The sequence below is a fragment of the Stutzerimonas nosocomialis genome (assembly GCF_005876855.1).
Lineage (GTDB): Bacteria > Pseudomonadota > Gammaproteobacteria > Pseudomonadales > Pseudomonadaceae > Stutzerimonas > Stutzerimonas nosocomialis.
The window spans coordinates 1-11,801 of sequence record NZ_QLAE01000032.1; the positions used below are offsets into that span (position 1 = coordinate 1).

An 11,801-nucleotide genomic window follows, 5' to 3' on the forward strand; every position below is an offset into this window, starting at 1 on the left:
AGCTAGAGTCTCTAAGGTCACCGCCGCGTGGACGGCCCTTCTACCCATTCAAAGGAACGCAACACCATGAGCCTTCTCTCCGAATTCAAAACCTTTGCTGTGCGTGGCAACGTGATCGACATGGCGGTCGGCATCATCATCGGCGCGGCGTTCGGCAAGATCGTCTCGTCCTTCGTCGGCGACGTGGTCACGCCGCCGCTGGGGTTGCTGATCGGCGGCGTGGACTTTTCCGACCTGGCCGTCGTATTGCGCGCGGCCACGGCGGACAGCCCGGCGGTCACGCTCAGCTACGGTCGCTTCATCCAGACGGTGATCGATTTCACCATCGTCGCCTTCGCCATCTTCCTGGGTGTGCGAGCGATCAACCACCTCAAGCGCAAGGAGGCCGAGGAGCCTTCCGCGCCGCCCGCGCCCACTCGGGAAGAGGAGCTGTTGACGGAAATCCGCGATCTGCTCAAGGGGCAGGACCGCCCCTGATGGCGAAGCCCTCCCGCCGCCAGGCGGGGGAGGGCCGGCCCGTCACTCGGGTTTGGGCGTGGTCGCGGTGCTGGTCGGCAGCACCGGATAGGCGACCTGGGGCTGGTCGCCGGTGAGGCTGTGGAGGAAGGCGGTGATCGCGTTGACTTCACTCGCATCGAGCTGGCGACCCAGCTGGCTGTCGCCCATGATCGCCACCGCCTGTTCCAGTTCCCACACTTCGCCGCTGTGGAAGTAGGGCGCGGTCAGCGCGACGTTGCGCAGCGGTGCGGCGCGGAAGACGTACTCGTCGGACGCGGTGTTGGTCACCGTGAAGCGTCCCTTGTCCGCCTCGGGCAGGATCTCGGCCCCCGGCCGCTGGATCACGCCGAACGGGAAGTAGCCCTGGCCGCCCAGGTTCACCCCGTTGTGGCAACCGGCGCAGCCGGCATCCATGAATAGGGCAAGGCCGGTTTTCTGCTTGTCGGACAGCGCCTTGTCGTCGCCCTTGAGGTAGCGGTCGAACGGCGCGTTGGGCGTTGTCAGACCGACTTCGAAGGCCTCGATGGCCAGCGCCATGTTGTCGAAGCTGACCGGGTTGCTGTCCTTCGGGAAGGCCTTCTTGAACTCGCTGACATAGGCCGGGATGCTCTGGAGGGTCTGCTCGACCCGCTCCGGCGTGTTGTTCATCTCGACGCTGGCCTGCACCGGCCCCTTGGCCTGGGCCTGCAGGTCTTCGGCGCGGCCGTCCCAGAACTGCGCGGCGTTGAACACCGAGTTCAGCGCGGTGGGCGAGTTGCGTGGCCCTTTCTGCCAGCCATGGCCGATCGAGGTGGTCACGTTGTCGACGCCGCCCAGGCTCAGGTTGTGGCAGGTGTTGCAGCTGATGATGTGGCTGCGCGACAGGCGCGGGTCGAACCACAGTTTGTGGCCCAGCGCGGCCTGGGCTTCGCTGACCGGCTGGCCGCGAACCTCGGTGACCACCTCGGGCACGGGTTTGAACAGGGTGCTGGCACGTTCGCGCAGAGCGTCGGCCTGGGCCATGTTGGCGATCATCATAAGGCTGCCTAACAGCACGGGGTTTGGAATGCGCATCCGGATGCTCCTCATCGTTTTATTGGCACCTCTAGCAGGCGCCAGGCGGGCTTCCGGGGCCTTGACACAGGTCAAGCGAGACGGCGTCCCGGGGTGGGTCAAATTGACCCAGCGGCGTCGGCTGTCGGTGGGTTCCGCGACCTGTGGCGCACCCGGGCGCCTTGCGACTCGCCGGTGGCGGCGCGAGAATGGCGCGCATGACGTGGCCGCTGGCCAACCCTGCAAGGAATACCGATGTCTGAAACTGCCGCTGCTGGGCTGCGCCTGGCGCCCGATGCACTGACCCGCCCCTTCGAACCCAGCCAGTTCACCTTCACCACGACCGACGATCTCGAGCCCTTCCTCGGCGTGCTCGGCCAGGAACGGGCCGTCGAGGCGCTGCAGTTCGGCGTCGCCATGCCGCGCGCCGGCTACAACGTCTATGTCATGGGCGAACCGGGCACCGGGCGCTTCTCCTTCGCCAAGCGCTACCTGAAGGCCGAAGGCAAGCGCATGGCGACGCCTTCGGACTGGGTCTACGTCAACAATTTCGACGAGCCCCGCGAGCCGCGCGTGCTCGAGCTGCCGCCCGGCACGGCGCATGAGTTCATCAGCGACATCAACGGGCTGATCGACAACCTGCTGGCCACCTTCCCGGCGGTGTTCGAACACCCCAGCTTCCAGCAGAAGAAGAGCGCCATCGACCGCGCCTTCAATCAGCGCTACGACCGTGCGCTGGACGTGATCGAGAAGCTGGCGCTGGAGAAGGGCATCGCGCTGTACCGCGACAGCAGCAACATCGCCTTCACGCCGATGAAAGACGGCAAGTCGATGGACGAAACCGAGTTCGCGCAACTGCCCGATGCCGAGCGCGAGCGCTACCACAGCGACATCTCCGCGCTGGAAGTGCAGCTCAACGAAGAGCTGGCGAGCCTGCCGCAATGGAAGCGCGAATCGAGCAACCAGTTGCGCCAGCTCAATGACGAGACCATCACCCAGGCGCTGCAGCCGCTGCTGGCGCCGCTGTCGGAGAAGTACGCCGAGAACGCCGGGGTCGAAGGCTACCTGCAGGCCGTGCAGGTCAACCTGCTCAAGACCGTGGTCGAGCAGCTGGTCGACGAGAACCGCCCGGAGGCCCAGTCGCGACAGCTGCTCGAAGAGCAGTACAGCCCGAGCCTGGTGGTGGGGCACCAGATGAACGGCGGCGCGCCGGTGGTGTACGAGCCGCATCCGACCTACGACAACCTGTTCGGCCGTATCGAATACAGCACCGACCAGGGTGCCCTCTATACCAGCTACCGGCAGCTGCGCCCCGGCGCCCTGCATCGCGCCAATGGCGGTTTCCTGATCCTCGAAGCCGAGAAGATGCTGGGCGAGCCCTTCGTCTGGGAAGCGCTCAAGCGCTCCCTGCAATCGCGGCAGCTGAAGATGGAGTCGCCGCTGGCCGAACTCGGCCGCCTGGCGACCGTGACGCTGACGCCGGAAGTCATTCCGCTGCAGCTGAAGGTCATCATCATCGGCTCGCGCCAGCTCTACTACACGCTGCAGGACCTGGATTCGGACTTCCAGGAGATGTTCCGGGTGCTGGTCGACTTCGACGAGGACATCCCGCTGGCCGAGGACAGCCTCGAGCAGTTCGCCCAGTTGCTCAAGACCCGCACCTCGGAAGAGGGCATGGCACCCCTGACCGCTGCGGCGGTGGCGCGCCTGGCCACCTACAGCGCGCGCCTGGCCGAGCACCAGGGGCGGCTGTCGGCGCGTATAGGCGATCTGTTCCAGCTGGTCAGCGAGGCCGATTTCATCCGCCAGCTGGCCAAGGAAGCGGTCACCGACGTCGGCCACATCGAGCGGGCGCTCAAGGCCAAGGCGACGCGCACCGGCCGCGTCTCGGCGCGCATCCTCGACGACATCCTGGCCGGCGTCATCCTGATCGACACCGAAGGCGCGGCGATCGGCAAGTGCAACGGCCTGACCGTGCTCGAGGTCGGTGACTCGGCCTTCGGCATGCCGGCGCGTATTTCGGCCACGGTGTATCCCGGCGGCTCGGGCATCGTCGACATCGAACGGGAGGTCAACCTCGGCCAGCCGATCCACTCCAAGGGCGTGATGATCCTTACCGGCTATCTCGGCAGCCGCTACGCCCAGGAATTTCCGCTGGAAATCTCCGCGAGCATCGCGCTGGAGCAGTCGTACGGTTACGTCGACGGCGACAGCGCATCGCTCGGCGAGGTCTGCACGCTGATTTCCGCGCTGTCGCGCACGCCGCTCAAGCAGTGCTTCGCCATCACCGGGTCGATCAACCAGTTCGGCGAAGTGCAGGCGGTGGGCGGCGTGAACGAGAAGATCGAAGGTTTCTTCCGGCTCTGCGAGGCGCGTGGCCTGACCGGAGAGCAGGGGGTGATCGTTCCCTTCGCCAACGTCACCACCCTGATGCTCGACGAGCGCGTCCTCGAGGCCGTACGCCAGGAACGCTTCCACATCTATGCCGTGCGCCATGTCGATCAGGCACTGGCGCTGCTGGTGGGCGAGGCGGTTGGCGAGGCGGACGAGGAGGGGCGCTTCCCCAAGGGCAGCGTCAACGCACGTGTCGTCCAGCGGCTGCGCGACATCGCCGAGATGGGCATGGAGGAGGACGACAAGGGCGGACCTGCGAGCCAGGCGCTGGAGGATGCAGCGGTGGCGTCGGGGCAGAAACCGGTCTCGCTGTAAGGGCAGAGCCTTCTTCGGAGGGTGGCGGAACGATGGCCGGCGGCGTCGGTCTGGATAGAGACCGGGGGTTTCCCCACTCTCTATCCACAAGGTTATCCACAGCCGGATGACCGGGTTGCTGGCCCATGCAGTCGCGCCGGTAGCCGACAGCGAGGATCGCCGTCATGCCGCAAAGCATCTGTCTGACCCGCCAGTGTCTGGGCCTGATTACCCGCATCGAGTGCTCCATCCGTCCGCTGTCCGGGGGTAACGGGTTGTGGACGTTGCTCTGTGCCGCCGGCCTGGCCAATTCGCAGCCCACGGCAATCAAGGTGCAGGGCCCGTTCCACGGCCCGCGGATGGCCGAGTCCGTGCTCACGGCGATCGCCAACAACCTCACCGAGCAGGGCTACTCGCAGGCGCAGGAGCCCTTCATCTGGCAACTGCACATGCAGGCCGAGCTGCGCAAGGTCAACGCCAACCAGGCGCGCTACCTGAGCGGTGGCTGGCAGTCGCGCCCCGAAGCCTGAGCCGGTCAGCGGTGTTACTGCCCGGGCAGGGTCGCCTTGTCTGCAGCAACCCGCTGGGTATACTCGGCGGCCCGTCCGTTTTGACCGAGTAACCATGGAACGCCTGATCGAAAACGCCATGTACGCCGCACGCTGGTTGCTGGCGCCTATCTATTTCGGCCTTGCCTTCGCCCTGTTGGCGCTGGCCATCAAGTTCTTCCAGGAAGTGTTCCACATCATGCCGGCCGTCTTCGCTCTCAGCGAGGCGGACCTGATCCTCAAGCTGCTGTCGCTGATCGACATGGCGCTGGTCGGTGGTTTGCTGGTGATGGTGATGCTGTCCGGCTACGAGAACTTCGTCTCGCGGCTGGATGTCGCCGAAGGCCAGGAAAAGCTCGACTGGCTCGGCAAGATCGACTCCGGTTCGCTGAAGATGAAGGTGGCCGCCTCGATCGTGGCGATCTCGTCGATCCACCTGCTGCGCATGTTCATGGACGCCCAGCAGATCGCAGCCGAGAAGTTGATGTGGTACGTGATCATCCACCTGACCTTCGTCTTCTCCGCCTTCGCCATGGGCTATCTGGACAAGCTGACCAAGCACTGAAGACAGACTCCGACCGCGCCGGCGCTGCCGGCGCTGCCGGCCGTGGCGGTCTGTGCTAGTCTGGCCGGCCTTTTTTCCAGCGGAGCCCCGGCATGTCCGAATTGAATCTAAGCACCGACGAAGCGCGCGTCAGCTACGGCATCGGCCGCCAGCTCGGTGATCAGCTGCGCGAGAACCCGCCGCCCGGCGTGAGTCTGGACGCGGTCATCGCCGGCATCCGCGATGCGTTCGGCGGCGCTGCCAGCCAGGTCAGCCCCGAGGCGCTCAATGCCAGCTTCAAGGTGATCCGCGAACAGATGCAGGCACAGGCTCAGGCCCGGGCCGAAGCGGCGGCGGGCGAGGGCAAGGCGTTCCTCGCCGAAAATGCCAAGCGCGAGGGCGTCACCGTGTTGCCGTCCGGGTTGCAGTACGAAGTGATCGCCAGCGGCGATGGTGCTCGCCCCAGCCGCGAGGACAGCGTTCGCACCCACTACCACGGCACGCTCATCGACGGCAGCGTGTTCGACAGCTCCTACCAGCGCGGCGAGCCGGCCGAGTTTCCGGTTGCAGGTGTGATTGCGGGCTGGACCGAGGCCCTGCAGTTGATGAATGCCGGCAGCAAATGGCGCCTCTACGTGCCGAGCGAGCTGGCCTATGGCGCCCAGGGCGTCGGCAGCATCCCGCCGCACAGCACGCTGGTGTTCGACGTCGAGCTGCTGGCCGTCCTCTGAGGTCGCGTCACGCGCGCCGCCCCGACGCAAGGTCGGGGCAGGGGTGCGGCGAGGTCAGCTGCGTTTCTCCAGCGGACGCAGCGCCCGCGCATAGCTGAACAGGAACAGGTTGCGTACCTGTTCCTTCAGGATGCAGGGTTCGGTGGTGCCGAGCTCGTGCAGGTCCAGATCCCCCTGTTCCCTCAGCTCTTCCAGCGCCTCGCCGTCGAGGGTCACGCAGGCATTGCCGGTACTGCGGTCGAGAATGCGCAGATAGGGTTGCGGGCGGTCGAGCCAGGCGTCGATCAGATAAGTCATGGTTGTACCTCCAGTAAATTGCCTTAATGAGAATAATTATTAATTGCAATTTGGCAAGAGGGGCAGCTGTAACTCTTTCGCGCGGACGACAGTCGGCATCGCGCGCGGGTGCGATGTCTAGGCGACTTCAAAGGCAGGAGAAGACAGCCGCGAGCGCGGCTGTCAGTGGGTGCGGGCGACGGCGAAGCGGGTCAGTTCGATCAGTGCATCGCGATAGCGGTTGGCCGGGACGACTTCGAGACAGGCGATGGCGCGCTCGGCATAGTCGCGGGCGAGCTCGGCGGTGTAGGCCAGGGCGCCGGACGCTTCGACGGCGCTGCGGATGGATTCCAGGTCCTCGATCCCGCCTTTCTGGATCGCGTGGCGCACCAGCGCGGCCTGTTCCGGGGTGCCATGGCTCATGGTGCGTATCAGCGGCAGCGTGGGCTTGCCTTCGGCCAGGTCATCACCGACGTTCTTGCCCAGCGCGTCGCTGTCGCCCTGGTAGTCCAGCAGGTCGTCGACCAGCTGGAAGGCAACGCCGAGGTGATCGCCGAAGGTACGCAGCGCCTCGCGTTGTTCCACTGGCGCCTGGGCCAGGGTGGCGGCGCTGTGGGTCGAGGCTTCGAACAGCATGGCCGTCTTGCCGCGGATGACTTCCATGTAGGTCGCTTCGGTGGTGCTGGCGTCGCGCACCTTGGACAGCTGCAGCACTTCCCCTTCGGCAATGACACGCGTCGCCTGGGAGATGATGCGCATGACGTCCATCGAGCCGAGCTCTACCATCATCTCGAAGGAGCGGGCATATAGAAAGTCGCCGACCAGCACGCTCGGCGCATTGCCCCAGAGCGCGTTGGCGGTGGAGCGCCCGCGACGCATGCCGGACATGTCGACGACGTCGTCGTGCAGCAGGGTCGAGGTGTGGAGGAATTCGATGATGCCGGCCAGCAGGCGCAGCTGCTCGTCCTCGTAGCCCAGCGACTTGCCGCTGAGCAGGACCAGCAGCGGGCGCAGGCGCTTGCCGCCCGCGGAGGTGATATAGTCCCCGATCTTTTCCACCAGCGGCACGCGCGACGTGAGCTGTTTGCGGATGATGCCGTCGACCGCGGCAAAGTCGTCCGCCACGATCTGGTAGAAAGCCTGGGGTTGCATGTGCGGGCTGTCGCTCCTCGAAGGATGCGCGGCATGCTATGGGGCGGGTCCGGGGCTGTCAAGGCGAGGCCCCGTGGCCCTTGCGCAGCGCCAGTGGCTTGCGTACAATCGCGGCCCCTGAACTTCCCCCTGGGCATTTCCCTGCCTTACGCAATTGCACGGGCGTCCCTTCCGGCCCCATGCAGCCATGCCAGCCACCAAACACCATTCCAAAGCGCTGGGTGAGCAGGATTAACGGAGATACACAGATGTACGCAGTTATCGTAACCGGCGGCAAGCAATACAAGGTTGCCGAAGGTGAATACCTGAAGATTGAAAAGCTCGAAGTTGCCACTGGCGAAGCGGTCACTTTCGATCGCGTTCTGCTGATCGGCAACGGCGACGACGTCACCATCGGTGCTCCGGTGGTCGATGGTGCCAAAGTCACCGCTGAAGTGGTTGCCCAGGGCCGCCACGACAAAGTGACCATCATCAAGTTCCGCCGTCGTAAGCACCACATGAAGCGTCAGGGCCACCGTCAGTGGTTCACTGAGGTCAAAATCACCGGTATTCAGGGCTGATTCGCCTGAATCCTCTATAGGAGTATTGAACTCATGGCACACAAAAAAGCTGGCGGTTCTACCCGCAACGGTCGCGATTCCGAAAGTAAACGCCTTGGCGTGAAGATGTATGGCGGCCAGGCCATCAAGGCCGGCAACATCATCGTTCGCCAGCGCGGCACCGAGTTCCACGCTGGTTACGGCGTTGGCATGGGCAAGGACCACACCCTGTTCGCGAAAGTGGAAGGCGTGGTCAAGTTCGAAGTGAAGGGCGCTTTCGGCCGTCGCTACGTGAGCGTCGTCGCGGCCTGATCGCGACGTTGCTGAAAAAGCCCTGTCATGCGACGGGGCTTTTTTGTTTCTGTATCCTGTTGAGCTGTTAACCGGTAGCTGCGACGGGCGGTAGGCGGCGAGTCGAGTCTTTTCGATCCGCAGCTCTCAAACACTGCAGTCGCGATCGTCCTGTTCGGCGACCGTTCTGTTTCTTTTGTTATCTGGCCCGCTGTCCCGGCGGGAGGCGTACCCATGAAATTCGTCGATGAAGTATCGATTTTTGTAAAGGCCGGCGACGGCGGTAACGGCATGATGAGCTTTCGTCGCGAGAAGTTCATCGAAAAGGGTGGCCCCAACGGCGGCGATGGCGGCGACGGCGGCTCGGTGTTCATGGAGGCCGACGAGAACCTCAACACCCTGATCGACTATCGCTACACCCGCCGTTTCGAGGCGCAGCGCGGCGAGAAGGGTGGCAGCACCGATTGCACCGGTGCCAAGGGCGAGGACCTGATCCTGCCGGTGCCGGTCGGCACCACCATCATCGATGCCAATACCCAGGAAATCATTGGTGACCTGACCAAGCCCGGTCAGCGCATCATGGTGGCCCAGGGTGGCTGGCACGGGCTGGGCAACTCCCGCTTCAAGTCGAGCACCAACCGTGCGCCGCGCCAGACCACGCCGGGCAAGCCTGGCGAGGCGCGGGATCTCAAGCTGGAGCTCAAGGTGCTGGCCGATGTCGGCTTGCTGGGCCTGCCGAACGCCGGCAAGAGCACCTTCATTCGCTCGGTCTCGGCGGCCAAGCCGAAGGTGGCGGACTATCCCTTCACGACCCTGGTGCCCAACCTCGGGGTGGTCAGCGTCGGGCGCTACAAGAGCTTCGTGATCGCGGACATTCCCGGTTTGATCGAGGGGGCCGCCGAAGGCGCGGGGCTCGGTATCCGGTTCCTCAAGCACCTTTCGCGTACCCGGTTGCTGCTGCATCTGGTGGACATGGCGCCGCTGGACGAAAGCGATCCGGCCGATGCGGCCGAGACCATCCTGCACGAGCTGGAGAAATTCAGCCCGGCGCTGACCGAGCGTGACCGCTGGCTGGTGCTGAACAAGGCTGACCAGTTGCTCGAGGAAGAGCAGGAGGAGCGCAAGCGCCGGGTCATCGAGCGACTCGACTGGAAAGGGCCGGTGTTCGTCATTTCTGCCCTGGAGCGCGAGGGCACCGAGGCGCTCAGTCAGGCAATCATGCGCTACCTGGACGAGCGCGCGCTGCGCATCGCCGAGGAGCCGGCATTTGCCGAGGCGCTGGCCGAACTGGATCAGCGTATCGAGGATGAGGCGCGGGCGCGCCTGCAGGCCCTCGATGACCAGCGTGCGCTGCGGCGTGCCGGGGTCAAGGCTGTGGACGATGTCGATGATGACGACTTCGACGATGACGATGACGACGAGGACGGCGCCGAGATCATCTACGTGCGCTGATCGTCGTGCGACGCGCCGGTGCAATCGCCGGCTGCGCCTTGAAGGATTGATCGGATCATAAGGCGGGCATGATGCGGGACAAGGTGACCGGCGCGCGGCGCTGGGTGGTTAAGATTGGCAGCGCGTTGCTGACGGCCGATGGCCGCGGTCTGGACCAGGCGGCGATGGCGGTCTGGGTGGAGCAGATGGTGGCGCTGCGCGAGGCTGGGGTCGAGCTGGTGCTGGTTTCCTCCGGTGCGGTGGCAGCCGGCATGAGCCGGCTTGGCTGGAGTGCTCGGCCGAAGGCGATGCATGAGCTGCAGGCGGCCGCCGCGATCGGGCAGATGGGGTTGGTGCAGGCCTGGGAGTCGAGTTTCGCCCGTCATCAGCGCCACACCGCGCAGATCCTCCTGACCCATGACGATCTTTCCGATCGCAAGCGCTACCTCAATGCGCGCAGCACCCTGCGCACCCTGATCCAGTTCGGCGCCATCCCGGTGATCAACGAGAACGACACGGTCGTGACCGACGAGATCCGCTTCGGCGACAACGACACCCTCGCGGCCCTGGTCGCGAATCTGGTCGAGGCGGACCTGCTGGTGATCCTCACCGATCGCGACGGGATGTTCGACGCCGACCCCCGGGTCAATCCGGATGCGCTGCTGATCAGCGAGGCGCGTGCCGACGATCCGGCGCTGGATGCCGTGGCTGGCGGCACGGGTGGCGCGCTGGGGCGTGGCGGCATGCAGACCAAGCTGCGGGCGGCTCGGCTGGCGGCGCGTTCCGGTGCTCATACCGTGATCGTGGGCGGGCGCATCGAGCAGGTGCTGGCGCGTCTGAAGGCTGGCGAGCGTCTGGGTACCCTGCTCGCGCCGGAGCGTAGCCGCCATGCGGCACGCAAGCAGTGGCTCGCGGGGCATCTGCAGACGCGCGGCACGCTGACGCTCGATGCCGGTGCGGCCCAGGCGCTGGGTTCCGGGCGCAGCCTGCTGCCGGTCGGCGTGCGGGCGGTGCAGGGGGGCTTCCGTCGGGGCGAAATGGTGGTCTGCATCGATCCGCAGGGACGAGAGATCGCTCGCGGCCTGGTCAACTACAGCGCGCTCGAGGCTCAGCGAATCCTGGGTCATGCTTCGGACGATATCGAGAAGCTGCTCGGCTATGTCGATGAGCCCGAACTCATTCATCGCGACAATCTGATCCTGGTGTGAGGTGGTGATGGCCTCGGCGAAAACGATCGTGACCGCTGCGCTGCTGCTGTTGCCGGCGGTGGGGCAGGGGCGGGAAATCGGCGAAGTCGATACGGTGTTCAAGTGGCTCGGCCCCAATCACAAGATCGTGGTCGAGGCGTTCGATGATCCCAAGGTGTCGGGCGTCACCTGCTACCTGTCGCGGGCCAAGACCGGCGGTATCAAGGGTGGGCTGGGCCTGGCGGAGGATCGTGCCGAGGCATCCATCGCCTGTCGCCAGGTCGGGCCGATCCGCTTCGATCAGGGGCTCAAGGATGGCGAGACGGTCTTTCGCGAGCGCACTTCGCTGGTGTTCAAGACCATGCAGGTGGTGCGCTTCTTCGATCGGGAGCGCAGCACGCTGGTCTATCTGGTCTACAGCGACCGGGTGATCGAAGGCAGTCCGCAGAACGCGGTCACGGCGATTCCGATCCTGCCCTGGGCCGAGTCGGTGCGCTGAGCGGTGCGCGCGCTGGCTCAAGGGGTCTCTCTTGCAGGCACAAAAAAACCGGCACATGGCCGGTTTTTTGTTGAACGCTCTATTTAGGCGGCAGCGGCTTCGCCGAGGGCTTTGATGTGAGCGTTCAGGCGACCCTTGTGACGGGCGGCCTTGTTCTTGTGGATGATGCCCTTGTCGGCCATGCGGTCGATGACCGGTACGGCTGCCGTGTAGGCGGTGCGGGCTTTTTCCAGGTCCTTGGCGTCGATAGCCTTGACCACGTTCTTGATGTAGGTGCGAACCATGGAGCGCAAGCTGGCATTGTGGCTGCGACGCTTCTCAGCCTGAATTGCGCGTTTTTTGGCGGAAGGGCTGTTGGCCACCGTCGAACTCCTCGAAAACTTGG

Annotated in this window: 14 protein-coding genes; 10 read left to right on the top strand and 4 right to left on the bottom strand. The window is 65.0% G+C overall.

Features of this window, described 5'->3' with window-relative positions:
* Nucleotides 1-66: 66 nt before the first annotated feature.
* Entirely contained in the window at nt 67-477 is a 411-nt protein-coding gene (mscL, locus tag DN824_RS17390) for a large-conductance mechanosensitive channel protein MscL (RefSeq protein WP_138409673.1), read from the top strand.
* A gap of 42 nt (nt 478-519) precedes the next feature.
* Here mscL and DN824_RS17395 read toward each other — a convergent pair whose 3' ends face one another.
* Nucleotides 520-1,551: a cytochrome-c peroxidase gene (locus DN824_RS17395; RefSeq protein WP_138409674.1), complete on the bottom strand. Its 1,032-nt coding sequence runs from the start codon at nt 1,549-1,551 to the stop codon at nt 520-522.
* 234 nt (nt 1,552-1,785) lie between these two features.
* Here DN824_RS17395 and DN824_RS17400 point away from each other — a divergent pair, with 234 nt between their 5' ends.
* The 4 genes from DN824_RS17400 to DN824_RS17415 all read left to right on the top strand — a co-directional run bounded on the left by DN824_RS17400 (nt 1,786) and on the right by DN824_RS17415 (nt 6,041).
* A complete protein-coding gene (locus tag DN824_RS17400) occupies nt 1,786-4,239 on the top strand; it encodes a Lon protease family protein (RefSeq protein WP_138409675.1) in 2,454 nt (817 codons plus the stop codon).
* Nucleotides 4,240-4,403: 164 nt separating this feature from the next.
* On the top strand, nt 4,404-4,748 hold the full coding sequence (locus DN824_RS17405) for a PA4575 family protein (protein WP_138409676.1): 345 nt from the start codon (nt 4,404-4,406) through the stop codon (nt 4,746-4,748).
* Nucleotides 4,749-4,842: 94 nt separating this feature from the next.
* Nucleotides 4,843-5,331: a TIGR00645 family protein gene (locus DN824_RS17410; protein WP_138409677.1), complete on the top strand. Its 489-nt coding sequence runs from the start codon at nt 4,843-4,845 to the stop codon at nt 5,329-5,331.
* Nucleotides 5,332-5,423: 92 nt separating this feature from the next.
* Nucleotides 5,424-6,041 carry a BamJ family beta-barrel-assembly machinery protein gene (locus tag DN824_RS17415; protein ID WP_138409678.1) on the top strand — a complete coding sequence of 206 codons (618 nt, stop codon included), beginning with the start codon at nt 5,424-5,426 and terminating at the stop codon, nt 6,039-6,041.
* Between the two features lie 54 nt (nt 6,042-6,095).
* Here DN824_RS17415 and DN824_RS17420 read toward each other — a convergent pair whose 3' ends face one another.
* Together DN824_RS17420 and DN824_RS17425 are read right to left on the bottom strand one after the other, a co-directional pair.
* On the bottom strand, nt 6,096-6,338 hold the full coding sequence (locus DN824_RS17420; protein ID WP_138409679.1) for a PA4570 family protein: 243 nt from the start codon (nt 6,336-6,338) through the stop codon (nt 6,096-6,098).
* 162 nt (nt 6,339-6,500) lie between these two features.
* On the bottom strand, nt 6,501-7,469 hold the full coding sequence (locus tag DN824_RS17425) for a polyprenyl synthetase family protein (protein WP_138409680.1): 969 nt from the start codon (nt 7,467-7,469) through the stop codon (nt 6,501-6,503).
* A gap of 248 nt (nt 7,470-7,717) precedes the next feature.
* Between DN824_RS17425 and rplU the strand changes: the two genes are divergently transcribed.
* The 5 genes from rplU (at nt 7,718) to DN824_RS17450 (ending at nt 11,416) form a co-directional block, all read left to right on the top strand.
* Nucleotides 7,718-8,029, top strand: a complete 312-nt coding sequence (gene rplU, locus DN824_RS17430) for a 50S ribosomal protein L21 (protein ID WP_138409681.1) — start codon at nt 7,718-7,720, stop codon at nt 8,027-8,029.
* 33 nt (nt 8,030-8,062) lie between these two features.
* Nucleotides 8,063-8,320, top strand: a complete 258-nt coding sequence (rpmA, locus tag DN824_RS17435; RefSeq protein WP_138409682.1) for a 50S ribosomal protein L27 — start codon at nt 8,063-8,065, stop codon at nt 8,318-8,320.
* A 213-nt stretch (nt 8,321-8,533) separates the two neighbouring features.
* Nucleotides 8,534-9,751, top strand: a complete 1,218-nt coding sequence (cgtA, locus tag DN824_RS17440) for an Obg family GTPase CgtA (RefSeq protein ID WP_138409683.1) — start codon at nt 8,534-8,536, stop codon at nt 9,749-9,751.
* A gap of 71 nt (nt 9,752-9,822) precedes the next feature.
* Nucleotides 9,823-10,938 carry a glutamate 5-kinase gene (gene proB / locus DN824_RS17445; RefSeq protein ID WP_138409719.1) on the top strand — a complete coding sequence of 372 codons (1,116 nt, stop codon included), beginning with the start codon at nt 9,823-9,825 and terminating at the stop codon, nt 10,936-10,938.
* Nucleotides 10,939-10,945: 7 nt separating this feature from the next.
* Nucleotides 10,946-11,416, top strand: coding sequence for a CreA family protein (locus DN824_RS17450; RefSeq protein WP_138409684.1), 471 nt, complete (start codon nt 10,946-10,948; stop codon nt 11,414-11,416).
* Nucleotides 11,417-11,499: 83 nt separating this feature from the next.
* Here DN824_RS17450 and rpsT read toward each other — a convergent pair whose 3' ends face one another.
* Complete coding sequence (gene rpsT, locus DN824_RS17455; protein WP_138409685.1) at nt 11,500-11,778, bottom strand: 30S ribosomal protein S20; 279 nt, start codon at nt 11,776-11,778, stop codon at nt 11,500-11,502.
* Nucleotides 11,779-11,801: the final 23 nt, after the last annotated feature.

Coding starts and splice junctions, on each gene's coding strand:
- mscL (WP_138409673.1), top strand. CDS start 67: ATGAGCCTTCTCTCCGAATTCAAAACCTTTGCTGTGCGTGGCAACGTG.
- DN824_RS17395 (WP_138409674.1), bottom strand. CDS start 1,551: ATGCGCATTCCAAACCCCGTGCTGTTAGGCAGCCTTATGATGATCGCC.
- DN824_RS17400 (WP_138409675.1), top strand. CDS start 1,786: ATGTCTGAAACTGCCGCTGCTGGGCTGCGCCTGGCGCCCGATGCACTG.
- DN824_RS17405 (WP_138409676.1), top strand. CDS start 4,404: ATGCCGCAAAGCATCTGTCTGACCCGCCAGTGTCTGGGCCTGATTACC.
- DN824_RS17410 (WP_138409677.1), top strand. CDS start 4,843: ATGGAACGCCTGATCGAAAACGCCATGTACGCCGCACGCTGGTTGCTG.
- DN824_RS17415 (WP_138409678.1), top strand. CDS start 5,424: ATGTCCGAATTGAATCTAAGCACCGACGAAGCGCGCGTCAGCTACGGC.
- DN824_RS17420 (WP_138409679.1), bottom strand. CDS start 6,338: ATGACTTATCTGATCGACGCCTGGCTCGACCGCCCGCAACCCTATCTG.
- DN824_RS17425 (WP_138409680.1), bottom strand. CDS start 7,469: ATGCAACCCCAGGCTTTCTACCAGATCGTGGCGGACGACTTTGCCGCG.
- rplU (WP_138409681.1), top strand. CDS start 7,718: ATGTACGCAGTTATCGTAACCGGCGGCAAGCAATACAAGGTTGCCGAA.
- rpmA (WP_138409682.1), top strand. CDS start 8,063: ATGGCACACAAAAAAGCTGGCGGTTCTACCCGCAACGGTCGCGATTCC.
- cgtA (WP_138409683.1), top strand. CDS start 8,534: ATGAAATTCGTCGATGAAGTATCGATTTTTGTAAAGGCCGGCGACGGC.
- proB (WP_138409719.1), top strand. CDS start 9,823: ATGCGGGACAAGGTGACCGGCGCGCGGCGCTGGGTGGTTAAGATTGGC.
- DN824_RS17450 (WP_138409684.1), top strand. CDS start 10,946: ATGGCCTCGGCGAAAACGATCGTGACCGCTGCGCTGCTGCTGTTGCCG.